Source organism: Fictibacillus terranigra, from assembly GCF_030412265.1.
Lineage (GTDB): Bacteria > Bacillota > Bacilli > Bacillales > Fictibacillaceae > Fictibacillus_C > Fictibacillus_C terrinigri.
This window is the reverse complement of record NZ_JAUHLN010000004.1, coordinates 1-25188: the sequence shown is the minus strand read 5'-3', so window position 1 is coordinate 25188 and position 25188 is coordinate 1. Positions and strand designations below refer to the sequence as shown.

The window sequence follows — 25188 nt, the reverse complement described above, 5'->3', positions numbered from 1 at the left end:
TTAAACCCTTTCAATCGGAGCAAACTTCGCAAGCAGGCGTTTCAGTCCCACAGGCTGAGGGAACGCAATGTCCAATTCGAGAGAGTCGCCTTCGCCCTTCATGCTCACGACCACGCCGGTTTCCCATTTGCGGTGTTTCACTTTGTCTCCGACTTTCCAATCCTGCTTTTCGCCTCCATTGTTTGTGTAGACAGGAGCCGTTCTCTTGGCTGGCTGCTTCATGAAGGAAGGTGCAGCATTGGATCGGGAACTTCTTGCCCAGCTCGGTGTTTCTTTTTCCTTCTGGATGGATTCCAGCAGCTCTTCCGGAATTTCGCCGATAAAACGGGATACAGGATTCATGTTCGTGCGACCGAACAGCGTTCTCATCCGTGCGTTGGTCAAATACAGCTCCTCTTCCGCCCGGGTAATCCCCACGTAAGCCAGACGGCGTTCTTCCTCCATCTCGCTCTCTTCAAAGAGCGCCCGGCTGTGAGGGAATACACCTTCCTCCAGGCCGATCAGGAAGACAACAGGGAACTCCAGGCCTTTTGCTGAATGAAGGGTCATCAGAACAACTGATTCTTTTGGTTTATCGCCATCGCTGTCCTCGTCGAGGCGGTCGATGTCCGCCACAAGAGCGAGGTCGGTCAAGAAGGCTACGAGGCTCTTATCTTCCTGTTTCTTTTCAAAGTCCTGGGTAACAGACAGGAACTCATCGATGTTCTCCAGTCGGCTCTGGGCTTCAAGCGACTTGTCCGCCTTCAGCATGTCGCGGTATCCGGTCTTATCAATGACTTCTTCCACAAGCTCGGTCACGGAAAGGAACTCCTGCATGCGGGTCCAGTTCGTGATCAGCTCGGAAAACTCGCGCAGTAAGCCTGTGATCCGCGCGGTTAAACCGATCTGCTCCACTTCCTGAAGCGCCTGGTACATGGAAAGATCGTTATCCGCACCATATTGGAGAATCTTATCGACGGTCGAAGCTCCGATCCCGCGCTTCGGCACATTGATGATCCGCATCATGCTGATGTCATCATCCGGGTTTGCGATCAGGCGAAGATACGCCAGGATGTCCTTGATTTCTTTTCTGTCATAGAACTTGATTCCGCCGACGATATTGTAAGGGATGTTCGACTTCATCAAAACTTCCTCGATCACACGGGACTGGGCATTCGTACGGTAAAGGATTGCGATATCCGAGCATTTGCGGCTTCCGCCGGTCGTCATCTCGCGGATCTTCCCGGCTACATAATGGCTTTCATCGTGCTCATTATCCCCTTGGTAATAAAGGATATTCTGTCCTTCCGCTTTATCGGTCCACAGATTTTTCGCCTTGCGGTTGAAGTTGTTTTCTATCACTTTATTCGCTGCGTTCAGGATGGTTTTCGTAGAACGGTAGTTTTGTTCGAGCAGAATCACCTTCGCGTCATTATAATCCTTTTCAAAAGAAAGGATGTTCGCGATGTCCGCTCCGCGCCAGCCGTAGATGGACTGATCCGAGTCACCGACAACACAAAGGTTTCGGAAACGGTCGGCAAGCATCTGTACGAGCATGTACTGCGCACGGTTCGTATCCTGATACTCATCCACGTGGATGTATTGGAACTTGCGCTGATAGAATTGCAGCACCTCAGGAACACGCTTGAAGAGATGGATCGTTGTCATTATTAAATCATCAAAATCGAGCGCAGAGTTCTTTTTCAAACGTTTTTCATATTCTTGGTATACCTCGTAAACAACACTGTCATACGGCCCGTTCATGGTTTTCGCAAAATCAGCGCTCGTTTTCAGTTCGTTTTTCAATGACGATATAGAGCCAAGGATACTCCGCGGCTCAAATTTTTTCGAATCAAGGTTCTTGTCTTTTAATATATTTTTAATGACCGAGAGCTGATCGGTAGAATCAAGGATCGAGAAGTTTCGGCTGATGCCGATCCGGTCGATGTCACGGCGTAAAATTCTTACACACATGGAGTGGAACGTTGAGATCCAGATGTCTTCAGCAACCGGCCCGGTAATGGCCGCTACCCTTTCCTTCATCTCGCGAGCGGCCTTGTTCGTAAACGTAATCGCAAGAATGTTCCATGGAGCAACTTCCTTCTCCATCATTAAATAAGCGATGCGGTGGGTCAGCACCCTCGTCTTTCCGCTTCCCGCTCCCGCCATGATTAACAGCGGTCCCTCTGTATGTTTAACGGCTGCTTTTTGTTCAGGATTGAGCCCTGTCAGCAGCTTTTCAATCAATTGGTGCATACTCATTTATCCGTCACCTACCCAAACATTTGTTCTTATTTCCATTGTAAATGATTTGCCGGCCTACTTCAATTAACCTTTTACAGCCTTTACCGTCTCCAGTGCACTTTTTAAATCATCGTAAATGATATTTCCGATGACGACCGTGTCTGCGAAAACCGCCATCTCTCTCGCCTGTTCCGCGCTTGTTATACCGCCGCCATAATAAAACTTCGTACGGTCGAGCACTTTCCTAACTTCCTTTACGACTTCAAGGTCACCGTACATTCCGCTGTATTCAAGATAAAACACCGGGAGCCTGAACATTTTTTCCGCCATGCGCGCATATGCTACAACATCTTCTAATGTAAGACTGGCATTTGCACTGGAGTATTGAGCCGCTTTGCAATCCGGGTTCACGATGCAATAGCCTTCTGTCACGATCTCCTCCCAGTTCATGAGATCGCCGTATTCCTTTACTGCCTCATGCTGAAGGCCAACGATAAAGCTAGCATCCCTGCTGTTCAGAACGGTCGGAATATAATAAAAATCAAAGCCCGGAGTCAGCGATTCCATGTTGGAAACCTCCAGAACACAAGGAACCGCAAACTTGCGGATCCGTGACATCAAATCAAGGGTATTATCAAGTGTTACTCCGTCACTCCCGCCGACAATGACCGCATCTGTGCCTGAATCACAGACGGCCTCCAAATCGGCATCCGATATTTCCTTATTGGGATCCAGTTTAAAAACATGCTTCCAAACCAGATAATCAAAATTCATAAGATGCGTGATCCTCCTAGTAGCTAATGCTGAAGTGTCCTACAACGAAATGATGTCTTTTCGTCCCAAAAGGCCGACAAGCGCAGGAACTCTTGAACTCGCCTAAGACGAAACCAAACGAAGCCAATATATGAAACCGGGATTGTCCGGCCGGTTATTCTCTTTATACCTTTTGCCATTATAACAAAAATTATTGGGCTGCTCATCTTTGACACTGTGAAACAACGCTTACATGATGATTAATTTTTGGTAACTCCAGAAAAAGCGATGAACAGGAGAATGCGTATGTTTTTTTTACAGGTTGATGAGGAAATATCCTTGAAGCTGATCGAAAAAAGAGATGCCCAGCTCCTCTTCCAGCTGACTGAATATTCGAGGGACCACTTAAGGAACTGGCTCGGCTGGGTCGATTATTCGCGCACCTTAAAAGATACGAAAAATTTCATCAAGCTTGCGCTGCAAAAGTACGCTGACCACACGGACCTCGTCACCCTCATCTGGTACCGGGGCATCCCCGCCGGCTCTCTCGCTTTATACGACATCAAGTGGAATAACTTTTCGGGAAACATTGGGTATTGGCTGGGCAAAGATTTCGAAGGCAAGGGCGTCATGACTCGTTCGTGCAATGCGATGGTGGAATATGCGTTTGGAACACTGGGACTGAACCGTCTGGAACTGAAGGCGGCTCTGGACAATAAAAGAAGCCGCTCTGTTGCAGAACGGCTTGGATTTCGTCAAGAAGGAGAACTCCGCCAAGCGGAATGGCTCTATGACCATTTTGTGGATGTCGCCGTCTATGGCATGGTGGCGGGCGACTGGCCTGAAAAATAGATCAGATCTTCGGTTCCGTTTGGATCGGACTTTCCGAACCCTCTCCCCCTTTGTTCTTTTCATGATAGTTATAGATTTTTAAAGAGATGAATACAAATCCAGCGGTGATGAGGCCTCCGAAAATCCAGCCTGAGATCTTCATCGCGAACAAAATAAAATCATACTTTTTCGCGCCGTATTCCATCAGGAGATAGGATTTCAACCCGGCCTGGAAAAGGCTGCGGAACGCAAAAAGACCGGTCAGCCCTACAAAATACTTATAAAACTCAGGCTTTCTGTACAGTGACTGCGTCTTGTCGCGCGGCTCCCCCTGAATATAAGCGATGTCCACCGCAAAGTGCATGCCCAGCGGCTGTTTGATCAGGATGGTCGTGAAAATGAGCAAAGCCATAAAAATTCCGAAGAACACCTGGTTCCAAAGCATTCGTTCGGCTCCCCCTGACAGAAGGTCAATGGCCGTGCCGGCGAACAGGGAAAACAAAATAAACATCCCTGTCACGTTGAATTGTTTTTCCTTTACAAACCGGAAGATGGTATAGATAAAACCCGGAACCGAAGACAGCAGGATGGCGTAATAATCGCCCAAAACGTCCCTTCCCTGGTTCCAGATCAGATAAGGTAAAATTAAATAAAACAGCAAATCAAAAACAACGATACTTTTCTTCAAAGTTCTTCACTTCCCGTTTTGAAATGTTTCATAACTGTGCTTGATCGGGGAAATCTCCGATAACTCTTGTCCATAGTGTTCGGCCGTCTCTCATTCTTTTGACCTTACGCCCTATTTGGAAGAGGTGATTTTATGATCAGAAAAGCTGGCTTGGAGGACGCATCCGCCTTGTCTTCTCTGCCGCTGCTGCTCGGCTATACCGATGATACTACTGAAAGCATAACACGGTTGGAAAAAATTATCATCCAGGAAAATGCTGCTTTTTTTGTAAAAGAAGTGAACGGCGCAATTGCCGGCTCGGCTCCTGTACGGAGAAACATTGCTGCAGAGGGAATACTGTGAAATCGGCGGTTTAATCGTCGATGAAACCCGGCGCCGATCAGGCATTTATTGGTAAGCAGTTAATGAAAAATGTGAAACATGGGCGCTTGAAAACGGATAGGATCAAATCCGGCTGCGTTCCGGTTCCGGCCGGATAGGATCACACCAATTTTATGCAGATATCGGGGTATGGACGTGTGAAAAATCAAGTAGTGTTCACTCGTAAGCTTTTTATAAGAGCCTCCGCTCGTTGTTTACTTGCGGTTCGACATGCTTTACTTGCAGAACACATCATTTTTATAAAATCCCCTTCCCGTCCGATCCGATTTCCGCACCCCGAAAACAAAAAACCTGCACCGCCCATAAGGCGTTGCAGGTTTTACTTTGCTTCTTCTTCTTTTCCGTGTACGCGGTCGAGTGCCATCTGATAGGCATCATTTCCAAAGTTCAGGCAGCGTTTTACACGGGAAATCGTGGCTGTGCTGGCGCCGGTCTCGGATTCGATTTTGTGATAGGTCTTTCCTTCCCGGAGCATGCGGGCCACCTCGAGGCGCTGTGCCAGTGACTGAATCTCGTTCATCGTGCACAGATCATCAAAGAATTGATAGCATTCTTCCAGATTCTTCAGTGAAAGGACGGCTTCAAACAGCTGATCCAGCGCCTTCCCTCTTAATTTATCAATTTGCATGTACTTTGCACTCCTTCTGCTCTATTCAATAGAAACACTCTTACTGATTCCTGGCTGCGTCGGGATGATATTGATCCAGGTTTTACCCGGAACGAAACCTGTGCCGGACGGGATTATTCTGCCGTCCTTGTTTTCCCAGCTGACTTCCCTGGCTTTTCCGCACTGAAGCAGAATCGCTTTGCCGGCGGATGTAAGGTCGATTTCTCTGCGTCCGTAACTATCAATGATTCTATGGGCCGCTTCCACAATGAACACGTTATCGACTTCGATTGGTGTTTCTGTTTCGCGGTCTGTGGTCGGCTTTCCGTTGCTGGAACGGGCATACCGTTTCGTTGACGAATCGTAGGTGTAGCTGACATTTTCACCGTGATTGTATGTTATCAGAACTTTATCGGCTTTGTCACCGGTAAGCGCTTTGGCCTCCGCTTGATTCAAGAAAGGAAGAGGCCTTATTTTATCTTTATTGTCATAGCCTTTCTTCTTTAAACCTTTCATGATGTCTTTGTACGCAATGTACGAATTATGAGGCGCCTGCCGGAATGATGCCCGCTGAAACAGCGTACCGTCATAATACAGGCCGTTCAGTGAATCGACATCGCTGTTCCCGGATAGGATTTTCTTTGCCTCCGGACTCCAGCCATGATGAATATAAAACGAATGAAACCCTTGGCTCAGCTCGATAAAATAATTTCTCGCACTTCGGACAGGTCCTACGACTTTTGGCTTCTCACTCTGAAAAACGGCGAGAAAACGTGTAATATCGCCTTCTGCCAGCACCTCATAAACAAGGTCGGCTTTATGAAGCCCTGACTGAGGACGGGCCTTCTGATGGTTATTGACCATCACCGCAAACACGCGGGCATCGGTCGGTTTGTTCGTTTTGATGCCTGTGAGCGGATACGTGTTTTTCAGCTCTGTCTTTTCTTTCTTTTCAGGAGCCTTCTCATGTTCCGCAGGTTTTTTGTTACTTGCCTTTTCATCCTTCTGGCAGCCTGCACCTCCCAGGATCAATAAAGCCGTACAAATAGCAAGCATCCATTTTTTCATCAGGCACCCCTGCCCCCCTGGCCCCCCGGCCGAATATTCCCAGACGCTTTACTTCTTTAGTTTAACGCATAATCGAAGGAAAGAGTATGACTTTCTTCTTTACATCGTAAATTCCAAGCTGTGTGATGCGGATATACGGCAAATGTGTTGACGAAAAGAACAGCAGGCTGTAGATCGGATCCTCAAAAGGATAGCCTCTTTTGCGCAGCTCTTTCGTTAAAGCCTTTTCTTCCTGTATGAGATCTTCAACTGATGAAGGAGACATGCCCCCGCCGAGCGTCAGCTGGAGCTCGCTGATCACTTCTCCGTCCTCGACAAGCACGATGCCGCCTTTCATTTCTTTCACGCGGTTAAAGGCCGCAAGCATATCCCTTTTGCTTTTTCCGATCAAAAGAAGATCGCCTGTACTCGAATAGGAGCTGGCAAATCCGGAAACTCCCCTTGCAAAACCTTTTAAAAGCGTGTTTACCCGCCATTTGCCTTTTTTGTCAACAAGCATGAAGAAGCACTCGTCATGATCGTCATCCAGCATCTCGTTCATTGGATTAAGCTGAATGTGATACGGCTTCGTTATGACGGAGTTTACCATCTCCATGCCTGCGAGGGAACTGAACTGAAAGTCCTTCAGTGACAGATCCCAGTTCAATTCAAGCGGCCCCATTCCATAATCGCTCCAAGGGAACGGTGCCCCCGCTTCCATGACCTCACCGTCACGCTTGATCCATTGCCCCTTTGCGAGAACGGATTCAGGATTCGGCTGCTGTACGCTTTCCAGGATATTAAGATGGGCTGCTCTACCCGGTGCAACCATTCCGAGTATATGCTCTTTACCGTAATATCTTGCTATGTTATAGGAAGCCATTTTATAAGCATCAATAGGATCAATTCCTTCTTGCAGGGCGATAGAAATCATTTTGTCCGTAACGCCTTCTTCATAAAACGCCGGGGTTGATCCGTCGGTTGTAAAGATGACACGGTCAAAATGGGCAGCACCGATCTCTTTCATTTCTTTTAAAATCTGTGCGAGATCGGGACGGATGGATGAATAGCGGAGAGAGGTCGTCAGCCCGAGGTTCAGCCTCATCATCGCTTCCTCTCCCGTCATCGCCTCATGATCGCAATCCACACCCAGCAGGGCCATTTGCGTCAATGTTTTCTCAGAAGCGCCCGGCAGATGTCCTTCGATGCGCTTCCCGGCCTTGCGGGTTTCCCTCATGAGATGAAGAATATGATCATCTCCCTGAAGGACTTTCGGCCAGCCTGTCAGCTCTCCGCCCTGTATCACGTATGGAGATGCAAGCATTTTTTTTATATTGCTCAATGAGAACAAAGAGTCTTCATTCAATAGCTCAGACTGGGAATCATAACGGCACCACCAATAGTACGTAAAGGGCAGCCGGTTCAGGTCCTCCATAATAGTAAGCGCTTTCGTAACTGGCAATGATAAAAAAAGCATAAGGTTATCGCACATGAAAGTCGTTGTGCCCCTTGCCGATGCATAATGGCCCAGAGTCTGGGGATTATATAGTTGAAATGGATGGGCATGCGGCTCAATGTAACCCGGGACGACATATTTACCGTCAATGTTTACAATCTCTGTCCCGTTCGTTTGGCTGGGCATTTTGTCCCCTACATAAACGATGCGGTTTTCGTAAATCCATATGTTAGCTTTTGTCCAGCAGTGCCGGGCAGCATTTAAGTATGTTGCATTCTGCAATACGATCGATGGAGCCAATTCGCCCATGATTACTGCTTGATGGCGTCGAAGTTCCGCCTTCGACCAAAACAAGAACTGGTTAGACATAGGTTTCACCTTTTTCTCTGTATAAGTACATTTTCTCAAGGATACCATACAATTTCGGTTCGTGGGTGTCTTTAAGCAAAACACAAAAAATCATCACAAAAAGGAGCATTCCCCGTTATGAAACAAAACATTGGCATCTTAAACTCCATGATTCGGATCGTGTGCGGATTGACTATGCTTGCGATGTTAACCGCCAAGTACACACGCAGACCGTACAGAGGATCTTACATCTTTATGATGATTCTCGCGTCCATGAAAGTGGCTGAAGGCATCCTGCGCTACTGCCCGGTCACAGACATGGTAAAACAGGGAACTGAACTGAAAGACATGGATTTGGACGATATTTCCAAGGAGGGCTCAGCCATTAATCCGAGTTAGTCAGAAAGGCTGAAGCTGGCCAGCATATCTGCGAATAATCAACAAAAAAACTCCCCTGCAGCGGGGAGTTTTTTATAAGGAGGCTTATGGCAATTGAAAGAATATTTAATGGATACGATTTTTATCTATGCAACGCTGATCGGCGGCATCATTGCGATCTTGTTCGCTTTCATTAAAAAGCGGCGCGTGAAATAGCCTTTGAACCGATGTCCGTACGGTAAAATGATTCTTCACAATGTATTTTAGACATTTCCCTATACACCGCTTCCTGTGCTTTGGACAGGTCTCCCGCTTTAACCGCAGCGAGAAGAATTCGCCCGCCATCTGTAACAAGCCCTTCTTCTGTTTGCTTTGTTCCAGCATGGAAAAGCAATGTATCATCCTTCAGCGTGTCGAGCCCTGTGATGCTGATCCCCTTTTTATAGGCTTCCGGATAGCCTCCGGAAGCAAGAACCACACCAAGCACCTCATCATCTGACCAGGACAGCTCCAGTGCCTTTTTATCTAAAATAGCCAGCAGGATTTCTGCAAAGTCACCTTGAAGCCTTGGAAGGACAACCTGTGTTTCCGGATCACCGAAACGGGCATTGAACTCGATGACCTTTGGCCCTTGAGCCGTCAGCATTAGCCCCGCATACAGAATCCCCGTAAACGGTCTGCCTTCTTTTATCATCGCCTGTGCCGCTGGTTTCAGGATCGTTTCCAATGCCTCATTCACGACAGACTGCGGAATCTGCGGAACAGGCGAATAGGCACCCATGCCCCCTGTATTCGGTCCTTTGTCTCCAGTAAAAGCCCGCTTATGATCCTGTGCGATCACCATCGGGTAGACCTTTTCTTCATTAACAAAAGCCATGAATGAAAATTCTTCGCCCTCCAGGAACTGTTCCATGACAACGGACGCACCCGCCTCTCCAAAACGGGCATTGTTCAGCATGTCATCAAGACCGTTTTCCGCTTCTTCCTCTGTCATGGCGACGATGACACCTTTTCCCGCTGCCAGTCCATCCGCCTTCAGGACGATCGGTGCGCCCTGTCCATGAAGGTAATCTCTCGCTTCTGCATACGAGGTAAACGTTCGGGAAGCAGCTGTCGGTATGCCATGCTTGTCCATCAGATCTTTTGCAAAGGATTTGCTGCCCTCAATTAAAGCAGCTTCCTTTGACGGCCCAAAAATGGTGAGGCCTTCTCTTTTAAAATCATTCACAATGCCGTTTAAGAGGGGAACCTCAGCTCCAACAAAAGTAAGAGCGATTTGATTTTCTTTTGCGAACGCGATCAAACCCTCGTGATCGTTTTCCTCGATGCTGACACACTCAGCGATTTCACCCATGCCAGGATTTCCGGGCGCGGCAAACACTTTCGTTACACTCGGGCTGTTCGCAAACCGCCACACGATGGCATGTTCACGGCCGCCTTTTCCTATCACCAGAACATTCATGCGGAATCCTCCTTAATGTTTAAAATGGCGTACGCCGGTAAAGACCATCGCGATGCCGTACTCGTCTGCTTTCTTGATGGAATCTTCGTCTTTTACCGATCCGCCAGGCTGGATGATCGCCGTCACACCAGCTTTCGCTGCGGCTTCCACCGTATCGTCCATTGGGAAAAACGCATCAGAACCCAAAGCGCTTCCTTCGGCTTTTTCTCCCGCTTGTTCAATCGCAATCTTCGCCGCACCGACACGGTTCATCTGCCCGGCTCCGACTCCAATCGTCATCTGGTCTTTCGCTAAAACAATCGCATTGGATTTCACATGCTTAACGACTTTCCATGCAAGCTTCAAATCCTCCCATTCTTTTTCCGTTGGCTCGCGTTTCGTAGGAACAGAGATATTCGCCTGATCCCATCCATACGCATCTTCGTCCTGAATAAGAAGGCCTCCGCGAACGGTTGTCAGGCGCTTCTCCTGCTTTTTATCTTCACCGAGCTCCAAAGTGAGCAATCGGATATTTTTCTTTCTTGTTAAAATCTCTTTTGCTTCCGGACTAAATGATGGCGCAATAATAATCTCCAGAAAGATTTCGCTCATCTTTTGTGCAGCCACTTCATTAATTTCCTTGTTCGATGCGATAATTCCGCCAAATATGGAGATCGGATCCGCAGCGAACGCTTTTGCGAATGCATCTTCCACACTGTTTCCTGTGCCTACGCCGCAAGGGTTCATATGTTTTACCGCTACGATTGCCGGGTCTTTGAACTCGCGCACGATCTGCAGTGCCGCGTCGGCATCATTAATATTGTTGTAGGATAGTTCTTTCCCGTGAAGCTGTTCAGCTTGCGCGATCGATGTTTTTGTACCAAGCGGCGCTTTATAGAAAGCCGCTTTTTGATGCGGGTTTTCCCCGTAGCGAAGATCCTGTTTCTTCTCATACGTAACCGTGTAAGTTTCAGGGTTCTCCTCTTCCACCATGTTTGTTAAGTATTCCGCGATCAGCGCATCATATGCCGCTGTGTGGCGGAATGTTTTTGCTGCCAGTTTACGGCGGGTTTCCTCAGTAACTTCATTGTTTTTTTCTACTTCTTCAAGGACGCTGCCGTAGTCGGAAGGATCAACGACAACCGTGACGTACGCATGGTTTTTCGCTGCCGAACGAAGCATGCTCGGCCCGCCGATATCGATGTTTTCAATCGCATCCGCAAACGCAACATCCTCTTTTGAAATGGTTTCTTTGAACGGATAAAGGTTGACGACCACAAGATCGATCGGGGAAATACCGTTTTCCTCCATCTGGCGCACATGGCTTTCGTTTTCTCTCACCGCCAAGAGTCCCCCGTGAATCATCGGGTGCAGTGTTTTCACCCGGCCGTCCATGATCTCAGGGAAACCTGTCACTTCTGAAATGCCCGTCACGTTAACTCCGGCTTCCTGCAAAGCCTTGCTCGTTCCGCCGGTTGAGATGATCTCTACCCCTTTATCAGCCAGTGCTTTAACAAAAGGAACCAGTCCTTCTTTATTGGATACCGATACTAATGCTCGTTTGATGGTCAAGATTGAACTCCTCCCACTTTTTCTTGGTTGAATAGCTCTTCTAAAACACGAGGAAACAATTCATGCTCTACCTGTTGAATTCGCTGCTGCAGGCTCTCTCTCGTATCTTCTTTTCGGATCATTACTGCTTTTTGGGCGATCACCGGGCCTGTGTCCATTCCGCTATCCACGTAATGTACGGTAACACCCGACACTCCCGCCTGGGCCTCCAATGCTTGTCCGATCGCGTCCTTTCCAGGAAAATCAGGAAGCAGGGACGGGTGGATGTTCACGATACGGCCTTCAAAATCAGCCAGCAATGTACCGCCTATAAGTCGCATATAACCGGCCAGTACGATAAATTCAATACCTTTTGCTCTCAGCCGTTTTAAAATCTCCGTTTCGAACTCTGCTTTTGTTTCGTACTGCTTCGGAAAAAACGTGAAGTATTCCACTCCTGCTTCTTCCGCCCGCTCGATGACACGCGCTCCCGGCTTGTCACAAACAAGCAGTGAAACTTCGGCATTTAGTTTTTTCTCTTTTATTGCGTCGACGATCGCTTGAAAGTTCGAGCCGCTCCCAGATGCAAATACTGCGATCTTTTTCATTTCAATTCACCGCCGCCAAACACAACACCCTCACCTTTTTTCACGCGGCCGATCACAAATGCCTTCTCGCCATCCTGTTCAAGCGACCGAATGACATCGAACGCTTCGTCATAATCCACTGCAAGCACCATGCCGATTCCCATGTTGAACGTCGTGAACATCTCTTTTCTTCCGATGCTTCCGGTCTCTTCGATCGCATCAAAAATCTCTGGAATTGGCCATGAACCGTAATCGACTTCTGCCGCAAGTCCTTCAGGCAGCATACGAGGAATGTTTTCAACGAAACCTCCGCCTGTAATATGAGCCGCTCCGTGCACATGAAATTTTTTGTAAACGTTAAGAAGCGGCTTCACATAGATGCGAGTAGGTACGAGCAGTTCTTCTCCAAGCGTCCGGCCTTCACTGCCAAAGCTTCCGTTCAAATCCAGCTGGCCTGTTTCAAGCAGCACTTTACGGACCAATGAATAACCGTTGCTGTGAATGCCATTGGAAGACAGGCCGATCAATACGTCCCCTTCCTTCACAAGGCCGGGATGAATCAATTTTGACTTTTCAGCAGCACCAACCGAGAATCCCGCGAGATCATAATCTCCGTTGCTGTACATGCCTGGCATTTCTGCCGTTTCTCCGCCGATCAGGGCACAGCCCGCCTGCTCACAGCCGTCCGCGATTCCTTTTACGATATCTTCCACTTTAGCAGGATCAAGCTTGCCGCATGCAATGTAATCCAGGAAGTACAGCGGCTCGGCGCCTTGAGCCACGATGTCGTTCACACACATCGCTACAGCGTCCACTCCGATGCTATCATGTTTGTCCAGCATGATCGCTACCATAAGCTTCGTTCCCACTCCGTCCGTTCCAGAAATCAAAACGGGCTCCTTGTACGGCAGATTGGACAGGTCAAACATCGCTCCGAATCCGCCGAGGCCAGCCATGACTTCCGGACGGCGTGTGCGCAATGCGTGTTTTTTTATTCTGTCTACCGCTTCATAGCCCGCTTCAATATCCACTCCGGCCTGTCTGTATGCCTCTGCCATTGTATTTCCTCCCTTTTTTAAACCATTACACCATTTCTTTTTCGTACGGCAGCACCGTATCCGGGTAGATCTCTGTCGGATACTTTCCGGTAAAGCAAGCGAGACAGTGCCCGTTGTTTGGATCGCTGTCCGGACGGCCCACTCCTCGCATCAAGCCTTCCGGTGATAAGAACGCCAATGAATCTGCACCGATAATGTCCCTGATCTCCTCCACAGAATGGTTGGATGCAATCAGTTCTGCACGTTCTGACGTATCGATGCCGTAATAGCATGGATGAGCAATCGGCGGTGCCGTTATTCTTACATGTACTTCAGTCGCACCTGCCGCACGCAGCATTTTAACGATACGGCGGCTCGTTGTTCCACGTACGATCGAGTCATCCACCATGACGACACGTTTTCCTTCTACGATCCCACGAACTGGAGAGAGCTTCATTTTCACCCCAAGCTCCCGCAATTCCTGTGAAGGCTGGATGAACGTACGGCCGACATAACGGTTTTTGATCAAGCCGATCTCATACGGGATGCCGGACTCTTCCGCATATCCGATCGCTGCTGAAATACTGGAATCAGGAACACCTGTCACGACATCTGCTTCTACCGGGTACTCCTTGTAAAGCTCTTTACCAAGGTTCTTTCGTGCGCTGTGAATGTTGATCCCATCAATGTTGCTGTCGGGTCTTGAAAAATAAATATATTCCATGGAACAGATCGAGCGGTTCATCGGTGAAGAAAACGTGTCCGCTACCATCCCATCGTTATCAATAATTAATAGTTCGCCAGGTTTCACATCACGTAAATACTCGGCTCCAACGACGTCAAATGCACACGTTTCAGAAGCGACAACATAGGCATCTCCAAGCATTCCGATGGAAAGTGGACGAAGGCCGTGCGGGTCGAGCGCCACCAACAGTTTGTCTTCGGTCATGATGACAAAAGCGTAAGCTCCCTTTAGCATCGTTAACGCATTTTTCACTTGATCCTTTAATCCGATATAGCCGCTTCGTTTAATTAAATGAGCGAGTACCTCCGTGTCAGAAGTCGTTTGAAAAATACTTCCCTGAGCTTCAAGCTGATGCTTAAGTGCATTGGCATTGACGAGATTTCCGTTATGCGCAAGTGCAAGACTCGATGTCTGCGAACGGAAAAGCAGGGGCTGAACATTCGCATATTCATTCCCGCCTGCCGTGGAGTAACGGACATGGCCAATGGCCGCATGTCCTGTTAATCCTTCCAATTCTCCGCGGCTGAATACCTCGTTAACGAGGCCGTGCCCTTTGTGCATTTTCAGTTTGGAACCGTCTGTAACAACAATGCCTGCACCTTCCTGCCCTCTGTGCTGAAGGCTGTGAAGGCCATAATACGTAAGCTGGGCCGCATCCTGGTGGCCCCAGATCCCAAATACTCCGCATTCTTCGTTTAAGCCTTTGATGTCAGCAAGCATGGTATTGCTCCTTTCCAAGCGGAATGAAGTTCTTCATGAGTCGCTGCCAGCACTTCCCCTTCTGTTTCATGGTCGATACGAAGAACAGCTGTGTCCGTAACAAAACCGATCTGCTTCGCATCTTCATTCATGGCCTCAAACGCTTTTGCGTTTTCAGGTTTGACCGAAACAAGGAAACGTGACTGCGTTTCACTGTATAGCGCGGAGACGGTATCGCCTTTTACTTCAACAGAAGCACCGGCAGCACCGTTCATCATGCTCTCAGCAAGAGCTACAGACAGACCGCCTTCTGCGACGTCGTGTGCGGATTCAACAAGTCCCGTTTGAATCGCTTCAAGCAATTGTTTTTGGCGTTTCGTTTCCGTTTCAAGAGAAAGCTCAGGGGCTTTTCCAGAGATCTTTCCGAGCTGCATTTTCTGCAGTTCACTTCCCCCGAATTCCGGACGGGTATCACCAATCACATAGATCAGATCGCCGGGTGCTTTAAAATATTGAGTCGTAATATGGTCAAGGTGATGAACGAGTCCGACCATGCCGATGACCGGCGTCGGATAAACTGCTACACCGTTCGTTTCGTTGTATAGGGAAACATTGCCGCCGATGACCGGTGTGTTAAGCGTACGGCACGCGTCGCTCATTCCGTCAACGGACTTTTCAAGCTGCCAGAAGATCTCAGGCTTTTCAGGATTTCCGTAGTTCAGGCAGTCTGTGATGGCAAGCGGCTCTGCTCCAGAGCAGACAAGGTTTCTCGCTGCTTCAGCGACTGCAATCTTTCCGCCGGTCTCCGGATCAAGGTAGAGATACCTCGAATTACAGTCCGTTGTCATCGCAAGCGCTTTGTCCGTTTCACGGATCCGGATGACCGCTGCATCTGATCCCGGAGGAACGACCGTGTTCGTGCGGACCATGTAATCATACTGGTCGAACACCCATGATTTGCTCGCAATCGTCGGCTGGGATAAAAGCTGCAGCAGCGTTTCCTTTTTGTTTTCCACGTTTGGAACGAATGCCTCTTCGTTCTGGAACTGTGAAAAATAAGCAGGCTCTTTTGATGGCTTGTTGTAAACCGGCGCTTCTTCTGCGAGGGCATCAACCGGAACCTCTGCCACAACTTCTCCGTGGTGCAGAAGGCGAAGCTGCTTCTCTTCAATTACTTTTCCGACGACGACCGCTTCAAGGCCCCATTTTTCGAAAATCTCAACCGCTTCCTGCTCTCTGCCTTTTTCCATCACGATCAGCATGCGCTCCTGTGATTCAGAAAGCATCATTTCGTACGCTGTCATGTGAAGCTCTCGCTGAGGGACAAGATCCAGGTTCATCTCGATCCCCATGCCTGCTTTGCTCGCCATCTCCGCAGAAGAACTCGTAAGTCCGGCGGCTCCCATATCCTGAATCCCGACAAGGGCATCACAGTTCTGAATGAGTTCAAGACAAGCTTCCAGCAAAAGTTTTTCCATGAACGGATCTCCGACTTGAACCGCTGGGCGCTTCTCTTCAGATGCTTCCGTCAGTTCTTCTGAAGCAAACGTTGCGCCGTGGATGCCGTCGCGTCCGGTTCTTGCTCCGACATACATGACAGAGTTGCCTGCGCCTTTTGCCTGTCCTTTTTGAATATCTTTATGGTCGATCAATCCGACACACATGGCGTTAACGAGCGGATTGCCGTCATAGGAAGCGTCAAACTGGACTTCTCCCCCGACTGTCGGAATCCCGATGCAGTTGCCGTAGCCTGCGATTCCCGCTACGACTTCCTCAAACAAATATTTCACGCGGGAAGACGTTAACTCCCCGAAACGAAGCGAGTTTAAAAGTGCGACAGGACGCGCACCCATGGAAAAGATGTCACGGATAATTCCGCCAACCCCGGTTGCCGCTCCTTGATATGGCTCAATAGCAGATGGGTGGTTATGGCTTTCGATTTTAAACACGACCGCCTGGCCGTCACCGATGTCCACTACTCCTGCTCCTTCTCCCGGTCCTTGAAGTACGCGTTCTCCTTCAACGGGAAACTTGCGGAGTACGGGCTTGGAGTTTTTATAGGAACAGTGCTCACTCCACATGACCGAGAACAATCCGGTCTCTGTCCAGTTCGGAAGTCGGCCGATGATGGATTGCACGAGTTCAAACTCATCGTCGTTCAAGCCCATTTCACGGTATAGTTTTTTCTCCTGAATTTGTTCTGCAGTCGGCTCATGAAGATAAGACATGGTTTTCCCTCCAGCTTTTTACGATTGATTGAAACAATTTCAGACCATCGGCACTGCCCAGAAGATCGCTGACCGCGCGCTCCGGATGCGGCATCATGCCTAATACATTTCCTTTTTCATTCAAGATCCCGGCAATGTCCGAGATCGATCCGTTCGGATTATTTTTATAGCGGAAGATGATGCGTTTCTCTTCTTCCAGCTGTTTTAGCGTGTCTTCATCACAATAGTAATTCCCTTCACCATGGGCGATTGGAATTGTAATTTCTTCCCCTTGCTCATAAGCAGAACTGAACATCGTTTCAGCATTCACGACCTGCAGTGTTTCCGGCTTACAGATGAATTTCAGTGATTTGTTCCGGCGCATCGCTCCTGGCAGAAGCCCGGTTTCAAGGAGAATTTGAAATCCATTGCAGACGCCAAGAACGGGCTTTCCGGCTTCAGCTGCCTTTTTCACTTCATCCATTACATTGGAAAACTGTGCGATCGCCCCTGTGCGCAAATAGTCTCCGTAAGAGAATCCGCCCGGCAGCAGGATGCCGTCAAAGCGGTCCAGATTGCTTTCATCGTGCCAGACGTACTCTGCTTCTGCTCCAAGCTCGTCTTTTACTGCATGAAGCATGTCAACGTCACAGTTGGAACCTGGAAAAACGATAACCGCAAACTTCACTGTGCGACGACCTCCTCCACCTCATAACGGTAGTCTTCAATGACAGGGTTGGAAAGCAATTTTTCACACATTTCCCGTACGGACTTGTCCAGGTTCTCAACGTTTTTGTCGATCGTAAGCTCCAAATACTTCCCGATGCGCACATCTTGAACTTCACTGTACTCCATGCGGTGAAGCGAGCCTTTTACCGCTGTTCCTTGAGGATCCAATACGCTTTCTTTCAATGTGACGAATACTTTTACTTTATACATGCAGGTTTCCCCCTAAGCGTTCTAAGATTTTTTCATAAGCTTCTGTTAAGCTGCCAAGATCCCGGCGAAATACGTCTTTATCGAGCTTTTCATCCGTCTCACTGTCCCAAAGCCGGCATGTGTCCGGTGAGATCTCATCTGCAACAATAAGCTTCCCTTGAGTGTTTGTTCCGAATTCAAGCTTAAAGTCTATTAATCTAACCTTTTTCTCTGTAAAAAATGTCGTAAGAATGGAATTGACCTGAAGCGCAAGCTCCTTCATCTCCTCGAGCTGTTCTGGAACAGCCAGTTCGAGCGCTTCGATATGATCCTGGTTAAAAAGAGGATCGCCAAGGTCGTCATTTTTGTAGTAAAATTCGACGATCGGCTTATGGAGAACATGTCCTTCCGGCAGCCCTGTGCGTTTTGCGAGTGTACCCGCTACCACGTTGCGTACCACGACTTCCAAAGGAATGATCGTAACGTGCTGGACAATCTGTTCTGTTGGAGATTGCTTGGAAATAAAGTGGGTTGGAATATTGTTTTCCTCCAGCATGGAGAACATCAAGCTTGTGATCTCATTGTTCAGACGGCCTTTCCCATCGATGGTCGCTTTCTTCTCGCCATTGAACGCTGTCGCTGAATCCTTGTACTCCACCCAAACGATGTTCTGATCTTCTGTGCTGTAAATTTTCTTCGCCTTTCCTTCATAAAGCAAGGTTTGCTTTTCCATTCAAAGTCCCCCTGTCATAAGCTTCCGAATTGTACTGCAAAAATCACGAATATTGGCACTAATGCGGATAATGCTGAGGTGCCAAGGACGGAAAGCCTTGCTTTTCCGTCCTGTATCCTCATGGTCGTTACTTATAAGCCTAGTCGTTCGAAGATGGTGTCGACGTGTTGAAGATGGTAAGAGTAGTCGAAGCAGTCTTCGATGTCTTCCGGTGTCAGTTTTTCAGTGATGCGCGGCTCTTCTTGTACGAGCTGCTTGAACTGAACGCCTTCCTCCCACGCCTGCATCGCTTTTGGCTGGACGATATCGTACGCAGCTTCCCGGCTCATTCCTTTATCGATGAGCTTGAGAAGTACACGCTGAGAGTAGATCAATCCGTAAGTTCTTGTCATATTGCGTTTCATATTTTCCGGGAACACCGTTAAGTTCTTCACAATATTGCCGAAACGGTTAAGCATGTAGTTCAGGGCAATCGTCGCATCCGGCAGGATAATGCGTTCTGCAGATGAGTGCGAGATGTCGCGTTCATGCCAGAGAGCCACGTTCTCGTATGCTGTCATCATGTAGCCGCGGATGACACGTGCCATTCCCGTCATGTTCTCGGAGCCGATCGGATTGCGCTTGTGAGGCATCGCAGATGATCCTTTTTGCCCTTTCGCAAAGAACTCTTCTACTTCACGTGTTTCACTCTTTTGCAGTCCGCGGATTTCAACGGCAAACTTCTCGATGCTCGTCGCAACAAGGGCCAGCGCTGACAAGTAGTGGGCATGCCGGTCACGCTGCAGCGTTTGTGTGGAGATAGGTGAAGCTTCAAGACCCAGATTCTCACAAACAAACTTTTCAACGAAAGGATCGATGTTAGCATAAGTACCGACCGCTCCGCTGATTTTACCGACCCGGACGGTATCTGCAGCTTGCTTAAAGCGCTCCAGGTTGCGCTTCATTTCTTCGTGCCATAGGGCAAGCTTGAGGCCAAATGTGGTAGGCTCAGCGTGCACACCATGAGTGCGTCCCATCATGACGGTGTATTTATGTTCCTTCGCTTTATTTCCGATGATTTCGATGAATTTTTCGATATCTTTGATCAAGATCTCATTGGCCTGCAGAAGCAGATAAGATAACGCAGTATCTACAACGTCTGTAGAAGTCAGCCCGTAGTGCACCCATTTGCGTTCTTCTCCAAGTGTTTCAGAAACCGCACGGGTGAAGGCAACCACATCATGGCGTGTTTCCTGCTCGATCTCCAGAATGCGGCTGATGTCAAAAGAGGCGTTCTCGCGAAGCTTCTTCACGTCCTCTTTTGGAATCTCACCAAGCTCTGCCCATGCTTCACATGCTAAGATTTCCACTTCAAGCCATGCTTTAAACCGGTTCTCATCTGTCCAAATGGCTCCCATTTCCGGGCGCGTATAGCGTTCAATCATCTCTTTACCTCCAGCTTTTCAATCTTCAGTACAGCAGCTTTAATGAATTCTGCTTTGTCGAGGGCCTCGCTTATTGTGTTTCCGAGCACAGTAATGTGACCCATTTTTCGTTTTATTTTTGCTTCGTCTTTACCATACAGGTGAAGCTTGGCGTCTTTCAGTGTTTCTAAATTGGCCAGCAGCGGCTTCATATGTTCACCGAGCACATTGATCATCACGGCCGGGCTGACCAGCGCCGTCTTACCGAGCGGCAGTCCGCAAACCGCGCGTACGTGCTGCTGAAACTGCGACGTTTCACACGCTTCGATCGTGTAGTGCCCTGAATTGTGAGGACGCGGTGCCAGCTCGTTCACATAGATCTCACCGTCTGTTCCCAAAAACATCTCCACTGCGAGCGTTCCATACAAATTCAGGCCGAGAGCGATCTGTTTGGCCATCTCGTAAGCCCTTGCGGCTGTTTCCTCCGAGATTCTGGCCGGTACGATCGACTGGTGAAGAATGTTCTCCAAGTGAATGTTTTCAGCCACCGGGAAGGTGGTCATCTCGCCATTTGTTCCCCTCGTAACAATGACCGAGAGCTCCTTCTCAAAGGACACCCAGCTTTCCAGCACACACTCTCTGTTTCCGGCAGCCAGTTCCTCCGCCTTTGCTAAATCAGCTTCACTGCGGATGACCGCCTGCCCCTTCCCATCATAGCCTCCACGGCACGTTTTCAAAACAGCCGGAAGTCCCAGCTCGTCTATTGCATTGTGCAGATCTTCCTTGCCTTGCACGGGAAGGTAAGCCGCTACTTTTACTCCGGCCTTCTGGATCGCCTTTTTTTCCCTCAGGCGGTGCTGCGTAAGATAGAGCAGCTGGCTCCCTTGAGGCATATATGCGTTCTCCTCGAGCCACTGAGCCTTTTCACTGTCTACGTTTTCAAACTCATACGTAATGACGTCACTCTTCCGGGCGAGCTGTTCAATGCCTTTTAAGTCATCGTAAGCGGAGACGATCTGCTCATCGCTCAATTGGCCGCACGGCGATTTTTCACCGGGATCCAGAACAATGATGCCATAGCCCATCTCGCGGGCACTGACGGCCATCATCCGGCCAAGCTGTCCTCCGCCCAGAATACCAATCGTCTGTCCTGGCAAAATCGTCTTAGTCAAGGGAATCACTGCTTTCTAATACGGTTTCCTGGATGCTTTCGCGCCTCGCTGTTAAACGAGCGTTTAAAGCTTCGTCTGTTACCGCTAAAATTTGAGCAGCCAAGAGCCCTGCGTTTGTCGCTCCCGCTTTACCAATGGCGACGGTTGCGACAGGTACGCCCCCTGGCATCTGAACGATGGAAAGAAGTGAATCGAGTCCGTTCAGCGCTTTGGACTGTACCGGAACACCGATAACAGGAAGCAAGGTTTTCGCAGCCACCATACCCGGCAGGTGGGCCGCACCGCCAGCGCCGGCAATGATCACGCCTATGCCTCTGCTGCGGGCTTCTTCTGCATATTGAAACATTAAATCAGGTGTTCGGTGTGCGGAAACTACCCGCTTCTCGTAAGGCACATCCAATTCGTCCATCACCTCGCAAGCATGTTTCATCGTTTCCCAATCTGATGTACTTCCCATAATAACGCCAACTTGTTTTTGCATCGTTTCCTCCCCGCATCGTAACTAAACGCTATGTGAAATGATTTTTTTGCAATAAAAAAGTCCAGTGTACTCACTTTCTCTGTTGTATGAGAGAAAGCTACTACGCTGGACATACTTCACCTGCGGATATGCCGAAAACAGCAGTGGTGCTTCCCCTCATAGTCTGATGAATAACGGTCATCAGGTAGAGACTTACGGGCCATAATCCCGTGATTATATGAGGTACTATGCTTTTGTCACCCTTATTGTAACGAAGGGTATGTTAAAGTGTCAACCAAAAATCGAACAATAATATATTCTGACAATTTAATGTTCGGTTTTTACTGTAATTTCCCTTCGAAAACGATGCGTTGTGCGTGATATTCCTGCACGGTTTTTCCATTTTTCTTTACTTCTTTAAAAACGGGCTCCTCCATACGGCGTACAGGCGAATAGCCTTCTTCCGCCATTCGGTCTAAACAATCAGAGATCGTCTCACCGGGCTGAACCTCAAATTTTTTCTTGTTTGGTTTTTTATCCATTAATGCCTCCGAATGCTTTTCACCCAAAATCCGCCGTGGAAGGCTTTCGGCTCATGAGAGATGATGAAAGCCTTTGGATCGAGCGACCTAACTGCTTCATATAAATTGGATTCCGATTTGCGCGATGTCAGGATCTCCATCATCAGCCGCTGGCCTTCCCGGCCGGATGCCATCCAGTCCGTTACGCCAAACCCCTTCGAGCGGATCGCGTTCGGCAGCCCTGCTTCCGTTTCAGTCGTAATCACATTAACTGTAATATACCCAAGTGCAAGCTTTTCTTCAATCTTCATACCCGCCAGAACCCCGAGACCATAACCGAGTGCATACGCAATCAAGTTTTGGATCTTATCCAGGTTATCCAATACGAGCCCAAGGCCAATCACATAAATAATAACTTCAAAAACGCTGATTAACGCAGCGAGGTACCGCTGATTCTTTAACGTTAAGATCATTCTTATCGTAAAGAAAGAAACATACACCACGTTGATGAGTAGAATGGTTCCTATCATCGCCAAACCGTTTTCCAACATCGTCTATACACTCCCTTAGCCTGTCCAAAATGATGTCATAAAAGTAAGATATCACTTTTTAGACTGGATGGAAAATGAAGATTTATCCAGTAATTTCTATGGAGACTTCTGTTTTGGATAGGCACGTTTTTCATGGCTCCTCATAGGCTATAAGAGCATTTCCGGGAAAGGAATTGATGTCATGTATCCATATCAAGCACCATTTGAAGAAACTCATTACTATTATGATCCGTATAATCCCTTTGATCCCTATGCTGAGAGGCAGCAGCAGGCTCAAGGCCAGCAGCAGCAACAGCAGCAAACCTATCAGCAGCTTTTAAATATACTGATGTCGAGCATTATAGGCGAAGCAACCGCTATTGACTTCTACACCCGTCTTGCGAAAGACGCTCCGAACGAGTACAGCAAAAATGTACTGCTCAGCGCCGCCAAGGATGAAAAGGCGCATCTACATTTGTTTACCCGACTTTATACTTCTTTAACAGGCAAGGAGCCGAAATATAAAATCCGCCCCGTGAAGATCACGAACTTCCGGCAGAGCTTATTTGAGGCCTATGAAGACGAACTGTCCGATTATGAGAAATACCGCAATGCCTATCTTCTGACGCAGGATCCCTCGATCCGGGACACCTTCTTCCGCCCTTTTTCGGATGAGATCAAACATGCTACACGCTTCAGCTTTTTATTGAACGCACGGTAAAGGGCTGCTTTGGGATTTTTAAGTCTTGAGGAGTCTCCGTAAAAAAATAAGTCAGGAGCACTTTGTTTAGTTAGGATGAGAAAATGAAAAAAGCTTAAGGGTACGTATGTTCCTTAAGCTTTTATCCTTGATCATGTTCATCCTGAGGGTGTTGTTGATTCTGATATTGCTGCTGGTGTTGATGCTGCTCTGGCTGATGCTGCTCGTGCTGCTGGGCAGCCTCCTGCTCTAAATCATCAATAATTGTCTCCATATCCTCGAGATGTGCCTCACCCGTCAATCCGATATTTAGCGTTCCTTTTAACTCTTTGACATGCAGCTCCTGAATTTTATAATTGATATTTTCTATATTGATGGGCTTTATATTGTTCAAAGCCTCTCTGAGAGTATGATTTTCATGCTGCAGTTCAATAATTTGCTGCTGAAGCTGCTGTAATATATGGTACAGGTCTTGGTCCATCTCATTGAACCTCCTTCATCGATCCTCGGTTTCACCTGCTGGGCAGTGGATGCATATACTGGGTCTGCAAGGGAGTGAGTGAACATGAATCCTTCATGGGGCAAGGGGAACGAGTGGAAAAAATATGCCGATCAAGTTCTCGGCAAAGACTTCTTTAACGATTTTAAGGAGTTTGGCTTAACCAACCAAGGGCCTCTAGTTAATGTATATGAGAATTCAGAGGAAATTTACTGCTTAATTAATCTCCCTGGAGTAAAAAATATTGATGACGTCAATTTATATGTGCATTATCGTACGTTGAAGGTGACAGGCACCATTGATTTTTCCATAAAAAAATTCACCTGTGTGACGGAAGAAATCGCCTCAGGCCCTATCGAACGGGAGATCCCGCTTCCGCATCCCGTCGAGGACCGGCCGTTGGATGCCGGCTATTACCGGGGCTTGCTGTATGTCCGCCTCCAGCGGCTCAAGCAAGAAAAAGAACAGCAAAAAGTAAAAATCTATGATTACTTTGAATAAGACCCAGAGGCTGCTGATGTCGCCCTCCGGGTCCATTTTTTGGGTTCTAATGCTGCGGATTGTTGGCCAGCAGGGTAATCAATATATAGTAAAGCAGCGAGGCGTTTGCCAATTGCATTTCCTCAGCCTTTTCTTCTTTTGTCTTGTTGATCTTATTTTCAATGATTTGAACGCCTTCAGCTGATGTTTTGGTTTTTTTGGTGGTTTTGTTTGTTTCGGTGATGTTGTCAGATTGTTTTTGGGGCGTTTTATTGTCCTCGTTTGAGGCGTTTTTGTCTTTACCATATCTTTTAATGATCAAGGTTTTTCCAATATTCAATGAACCTTTCATCGTGATGGATTCTACATTGACGTTCCTTATCGAAATTTTCATGAGATATCCCTCTTATCTGTTGAATCCAGGAAAAATAATCCTCATTACACTATAATATGAAGTTAGTTACGGATTTATCTCTGTTGAGGGGATGCTTCTGGGTCGTTCGAGGTTGTTGATGCATATATCGTGAGGTGGGAAGAAGTCCGAATAATTGGTTTGGTTCAATTCATCGTTGATTTAGTTCAATTAATTTCTGTTTGGATCAATTATTTAAAGATAGGCTCAATCAACCGTGAAATTGGCTCAATTATTCTGTGTTAGGCTTAATTATCTGTTTCAGATCCTTATTCTTAGAAAAACAAAAAAAGAGTGAAACGAATTTTCATTCGTTCCACCCCTTTTGCCTGGCAGCGTCCTACTCTTACAGGGGGAAGCCCCCAACTACCATCGGCGCTG

Annotated in this window: 28 protein-coding genes and 1 riboswitch; of the genes, 6 read left to right on the top strand and 22 right to left on the bottom strand. The window is 47.9% G+C overall.

Annotated elements, in window-relative coordinates; translation table 11 throughout:
* Together pcrA and pcrB are read right to left on the bottom strand one after the other, a co-directional pair.
* On the bottom strand, positions 1-2235 hold the full coding sequence (pcrA, locus tag QYF49_RS18025) for a DNA helicase PcrA (RefSeq protein ID WP_290401358.1): 2235 nt from the start codon (positions 2233-2235) through the stop codon (positions 1-3).
* A 72-nt stretch (positions 2236-2307) separates the two neighbouring features.
* Positions 2308-2997: a heptaprenylglyceryl phosphate synthase gene (gene pcrB / locus QYF49_RS18020; RefSeq protein ID WP_290401001.1), complete on the bottom strand. Its 690-nt coding sequence runs from the start codon at positions 2995-2997 to the stop codon at positions 2308-2310.
* Between the two features lie 285 nt (positions 2998-3282).
* On the opposite strand from pcrB, the gene QYF49_RS18015 reads away from it, so the two are divergent.
* Entirely contained in the window at positions 3283-3828 is a 546-nt protein-coding gene (locus QYF49_RS18015; RefSeq protein ID WP_290401000.1) for a GNAT family N-acetyltransferase, read from the top strand.
* A 1-nt stretch (position 3829) separates the two neighbouring features.
* Here QYF49_RS18015 and QYF49_RS18010 read toward each other — a convergent pair whose 3' ends face one another.
* Positions 3830-4495: a VC0807 family protein gene (locus QYF49_RS18010; RefSeq protein WP_290400999.1), complete on the bottom strand. Its 666-nt coding sequence runs from the start codon at positions 4493-4495 to the stop codon at positions 3830-3832.
* A gap of 132 nt (positions 4496-4627) precedes the next feature.
* On the opposite strand from QYF49_RS18010, the gene QYF49_RS18005 reads away from it, so the two are divergent.
* A complete protein-coding gene (locus QYF49_RS18005) occupies positions 4628-4837 on the top strand; it encodes a hypothetical protein (protein WP_290400998.1) in 210 nt (69 codons plus the stop codon).
* Positions 4838-5195: 358 nt separating this feature from the next.
* Here QYF49_RS18005 and QYF49_RS18000 read toward each other — a convergent pair whose 3' ends face one another.
* From QYF49_RS18000 to QYF49_RS17990, 3 genes are read right to left on the bottom strand one after another with little or no spacing between them, the layout of a single operon-like run.
* Positions 5196-5504: a YerC/YecD family TrpR-related protein gene (locus QYF49_RS18000; RefSeq protein WP_290400997.1), complete on the bottom strand. Its 309-nt coding sequence runs from the start codon at positions 5502-5504 to the stop codon at positions 5196-5198.
* 21 nt (positions 5505-5525) lie between these two features.
* A complete protein-coding gene (locus tag QYF49_RS17995; RefSeq protein ID WP_425589609.1) occupies positions 5526-6554 on the bottom strand; it encodes a DUF3048 domain-containing protein in 1029 nt (342 codons plus the stop codon).
* Positions 6555-6612: 58 nt separating this feature from the next.
* Complete coding sequence (locus QYF49_RS17990) at positions 6613-8355, bottom strand: adenine deaminase C-terminal domain-containing protein (RefSeq protein ID WP_290400995.1); 1743 nt, start codon at positions 8353-8355, stop codon at positions 6613-6615.
* 117 nt (positions 8356-8472) lie between these two features.
* Between QYF49_RS17990 and QYF49_RS17985 the strand changes: the two genes are divergently transcribed.
* Positions 8473-8733 carry a YgaP family membrane protein gene (locus QYF49_RS17985; protein ID WP_290400994.1) on the top strand — a complete coding sequence of 87 codons (261 nt, stop codon included), beginning with the start codon at positions 8473-8475 and terminating at the stop codon, positions 8731-8733.
* A 93-nt stretch (positions 8734-8826) separates the two neighbouring features.
* A complete protein-coding gene (locus tag QYF49_RS25835; RefSeq protein ID WP_354005851.1) occupies positions 8827-8928 on the top strand; it encodes an EYxxD motif small membrane protein in 102 nt (33 codons plus the stop codon).
* Here QYF49_RS25835 and purD read toward each other — a convergent pair.
* The 14 genes from purD to QYF49_RS17915 all read right to left on the bottom strand — a co-directional run bounded on the left by purD (position 8906) and on the right by QYF49_RS17915 (position 22737).
* The gene (purD, locus tag QYF49_RS17980; protein WP_290400993.1) at positions 8906-10174 is read right to left on the bottom strand and encodes a phosphoribosylamine--glycine ligase; all 1269 of its coding nucleotides are present in this window, start codon (positions 10172-10174) and stop codon (positions 8906-8908) included. The genes QYF49_RS25835 and purD overlap by 23 nt on opposite strands.
* Before the next feature lie 12 nt (positions 10175-10186).
* The gene (gene purH, locus QYF49_RS17975) at positions 10187-11725 is read right to left on the bottom strand and encodes a bifunctional phosphoribosylaminoimidazolecarboxamide formyltransferase/IMP cyclohydrolase (protein WP_290400992.1); all 1539 of its coding nucleotides are present in this window, start codon (positions 11723-11725) and stop codon (positions 10187-10189) included.
* On the bottom strand, positions 11722-12312 hold the full coding sequence (purN, locus tag QYF49_RS17970; protein ID WP_290400991.1) for a phosphoribosylglycinamide formyltransferase: 591 nt from the start codon (positions 12310-12312) through the stop codon (positions 11722-11724). The genes purH and purN overlap by 4 nt, the downstream gene beginning before the upstream one ends.
* Positions 12309-13349: a phosphoribosylformylglycinamidine cyclo-ligase gene (gene purM / locus QYF49_RS17965; RefSeq protein ID WP_290400990.1), complete on the bottom strand. Its 1041-nt coding sequence runs from the start codon at positions 13347-13349 to the stop codon at positions 12309-12311. Before purM ends, purN begins: the two co-directional genes overlap by 4 nt.
* 25 nt (positions 13350-13374) lie before the next feature.
* Positions 13375-14793 carry an amidophosphoribosyltransferase gene (gene purF / locus QYF49_RS17960; RefSeq protein WP_290400989.1) on the bottom strand — a complete coding sequence of 473 codons (1419 nt, stop codon included), beginning with the start codon at positions 14791-14793 and terminating at the stop codon, positions 13375-13377.
* Positions 14769-17000, bottom strand: a complete 2232-nt coding sequence (gene purL, locus QYF49_RS17955) for a phosphoribosylformylglycinamidine synthase subunit PurL (protein ID WP_290400988.1) — start codon at positions 16998-17000, stop codon at positions 14769-14771. Before purL ends, purF begins: the two co-directional genes overlap by 25 nt.
* Positions 16984-17667 (bottom strand): phosphoribosylformylglycinamidine synthase subunit PurQ, encoded by a 684-nt coding sequence (gene purQ, locus QYF49_RS17950; protein ID WP_290400987.1) that lies wholly within the window; start codon positions 17665-17667, stop codon positions 16984-16986. The genes purL and purQ overlap by 17 nt, the downstream gene beginning before the upstream one ends.
* Positions 17664-17918 (bottom strand): phosphoribosylformylglycinamidine synthase subunit PurS, encoded by a 255-nt coding sequence (gene purS / locus QYF49_RS17945; RefSeq protein ID WP_290400986.1) that lies wholly within the window; start codon positions 17916-17918, stop codon positions 17664-17666. Before purS ends, purQ begins: the two co-directional genes overlap by 4 nt.
* Positions 17911-18630 carry a phosphoribosylaminoimidazolesuccinocarboxamide synthase gene (gene purC / locus QYF49_RS17940; protein WP_290400985.1) on the bottom strand — a complete coding sequence of 240 codons (720 nt, stop codon included), beginning with the start codon at positions 18628-18630 and terminating at the stop codon, positions 17911-17913. Before purC ends, purS begins: the two co-directional genes overlap by 8 nt.
* Before the next feature lie 131 nt (positions 18631-18761).
* Positions 18762-20054 carry an adenylosuccinate lyase gene (gene purB / locus QYF49_RS17935; RefSeq protein WP_290400984.1) on the bottom strand — a complete coding sequence of 431 codons (1293 nt, stop codon included), beginning with the start codon at positions 20052-20054 and terminating at the stop codon, positions 18762-18764.
* The gene (gene purK, locus QYF49_RS17930) at positions 20051-21205 is read right to left on the bottom strand and encodes a 5-(carboxyamino)imidazole ribonucleotide synthase (RefSeq protein WP_290400983.1); all 1155 of its coding nucleotides are present in this window, start codon (positions 21203-21205) and stop codon (positions 20051-20053) included. Before purK ends, purB begins: the two co-directional genes overlap by 4 nt.
* Positions 21198-21686 carry a 5-(carboxyamino)imidazole ribonucleotide mutase gene (gene purE / locus QYF49_RS17925; protein WP_290400982.1) on the bottom strand — a complete coding sequence of 163 codons (489 nt, stop codon included), beginning with the start codon at positions 21684-21686 and terminating at the stop codon, positions 21198-21200. The genes purK and purE overlap by 8 nt, the downstream gene beginning before the upstream one ends.
* 139 nt (positions 21687-21825) lie before the next feature.
* A riboswitch (purine riboswitch) is annotated at positions 21826-21927 on the bottom strand.
* Between the two features lie 79 nt (positions 21928-22006).
* The gene (locus QYF49_RS17920) at positions 22007-22207 is read right to left on the bottom strand and encodes an NETI motif-containing protein (RefSeq protein ID WP_290400981.1); all 201 of its coding nucleotides are present in this window, start codon (positions 22205-22207) and stop codon (positions 22007-22009) included.
* Complete coding sequence (locus QYF49_RS17915) at positions 22207-22737, bottom strand: DUF2179 domain-containing protein (protein WP_290400980.1); 531 nt, start codon at positions 22735-22737, stop codon at positions 22207-22209. The genes QYF49_RS17920 and QYF49_RS17915 overlap by 1 nt, the downstream gene beginning before the upstream one ends.
* 181 nt (positions 22738-22918) lie before the next feature.
* On the opposite strand from QYF49_RS17915, the gene QYF49_RS17910 reads away from it, so the two are divergent.
* The gene (locus tag QYF49_RS17910) at positions 22919-23437 is read left to right on the top strand and encodes a ferritin family protein (protein WP_290400979.1); all 519 of its coding nucleotides are present in this window, start codon (positions 22919-22921) and stop codon (positions 23435-23437) included.
* A 121-nt stretch (positions 23438-23558) separates the two neighbouring features.
* On the opposite strand, the gene gerPC is transcribed toward QYF49_RS17910, so the two are convergent.
* Positions 23559-23897 (bottom strand): spore germination protein GerPC, encoded by a 339-nt coding sequence (gene gerPC, locus QYF49_RS17905; RefSeq protein WP_290400978.1) that lies wholly within the window; start codon positions 23895-23897, stop codon positions 23559-23561.
* An 84-nt stretch (positions 23898-23981) separates the two neighbouring features.
* Here gerPC and QYF49_RS17900 point away from each other — a divergent pair, with 84 nt between their 5' ends.
* Positions 23982-24416 (top strand): Hsp20/alpha crystallin family protein, encoded by a 435-nt coding sequence (locus QYF49_RS17900; RefSeq protein WP_290400977.1) that lies wholly within the window; start codon positions 23982-23984, stop codon positions 24414-24416.
* A 46-nt stretch (positions 24417-24462) separates the two neighbouring features.
* Here QYF49_RS17900 and QYF49_RS17895 read toward each other — a convergent pair whose 3' ends face one another.
* Positions 24463-24789, bottom strand: coding sequence for a hypothetical protein (locus QYF49_RS17895; RefSeq protein WP_290400976.1), 327 nt, complete (start codon positions 24787-24789; stop codon positions 24463-24465).
* Positions 24790-25188: the final 399 nt, after the last annotated feature.

Coding starts and splice junctions, on each gene's coding strand:
- purB (WP_290400984.1), bottom strand. CDS start 20,054: ATGATTGAACGCTATACGCGCCCGGAAATGGGAGCCATTTGGACAGAT.
- QYF49_RS17910 (WP_290400979.1), top strand. CDS start 22,919: ATGTATCCATATCAAGCACCATTTGAAGAAACTCATTACTATTATGAT.
- QYF49_RS17915 (WP_290400980.1), bottom strand. CDS start 22,737: ATGTTGGAAAACGGTTTGGCGATGATAGGAACCATTCTACTCATCAAC.
- purS (WP_290400986.1), bottom strand. CDS start 17,918: ATGTATAAAGTAAAAGTATTCGTCACATTGAAAGAAAGCGTATTGGAT.
- QYF49_RS17985 (WP_290400994.1), top strand. CDS start 8,473: ATGAAACAAAACATTGGCATCTTAAACTCCATGATTCGGATCGTGTGC.
- purE (WP_290400982.1), bottom strand. CDS start 21,686: ATGCAAAAACAAGTTGGCGTTATTATGGGAAGTACATCAGATTGGGAA.
- purD (WP_290400993.1), bottom strand. CDS start 10,174: ATGAATGTTCTGGTGATAGGAAAAGGCGGCCGTGAACATGCCATCGTG.
- QYF49_RS17900 (WP_290400977.1), top strand. CDS start 23,982: ATGAATCCTTCATGGGGCAAGGGGAACGAGTGGAAAAAATATGCCGAT.
- QYF49_RS18015 (WP_290401000.1), top strand. CDS start 3,283: ATGTTTTTTTTACAGGTTGATGAGGAAATATCCTTGAAGCTGATCGAA.
- purC (WP_290400985.1), bottom strand. CDS start 18,630: ATGGAAAAGCAAACCTTGCTTTATGAAGGAAAGGCGAAGAAAATTTAC.
- purM (WP_290400990.1), bottom strand. CDS start 13,349: ATGGCAGAGGCATACAGACAGGCCGGAGTGGATATTGAAGCGGGCTAT.
- QYF49_RS17920 (WP_290400981.1), bottom strand. CDS start 22,207: ATGGATAAAAAACCAAACAAGAAAAAATTTGAGGTTCAGCCCGGTGAG.
- pcrB (WP_290401001.1), bottom strand. CDS start 2,997: ATGAATTTTGATTATCTGGTTTGGAAGCATGTTTTTAAACTGGATCCC.
- QYF49_RS18005 (WP_290400998.1), top strand. CDS start 4,628: ATGATCAGAAAAGCTGGCTTGGAGGACGCATCCGCCTTGTCTTCTCTG.
- purN (WP_290400991.1), bottom strand. CDS start 12,312: ATGAAAAAGATCGCAGTATTTGCATCTGGGAGCGGCTCGAACTTTCAA.
- QYF49_RS18000 (WP_290400997.1), bottom strand. CDS start 5,504: ATGCAAATTGATAAATTAAGAGGGAAGGCGCTGGATCAGCTGTTTGAA.
- QYF49_RS17990 (WP_290400995.1), bottom strand. CDS start 8,355: ATGTCTAACCAGTTCTTGTTTTGGTCGAAGGCGGAACTTCGACGCCAT.
- QYF49_RS17895 (WP_290400976.1), bottom strand. CDS start 24,789: ATGAAAATTTCGATAAGGAACGTCAATGTAGAATCCATCACGATGAAA.
- purL (WP_290400988.1), bottom strand. CDS start 17,000: ATGTCTTATCTTCATGAGCCGACTGCAGAACAAATTCAGGAGAAAAAA.
- gerPC (WP_290400978.1), bottom strand. CDS start 23,897: ATGGACCAAGACCTGTACCATATATTACAGCAGCTTCAGCAGCAAATT.
- pcrA (WP_290401358.1), bottom strand. CDS start 2,235: ATGCACCAATTGATTGAAAAGCTGCTGACAGGGCTCAATCCTGAACAA.
- purF (WP_290400989.1), bottom strand. CDS start 14,793: ATGCTTGCTGACATCAAAGGCTTAAACGAAGAATGCGGAGTATTTGGG.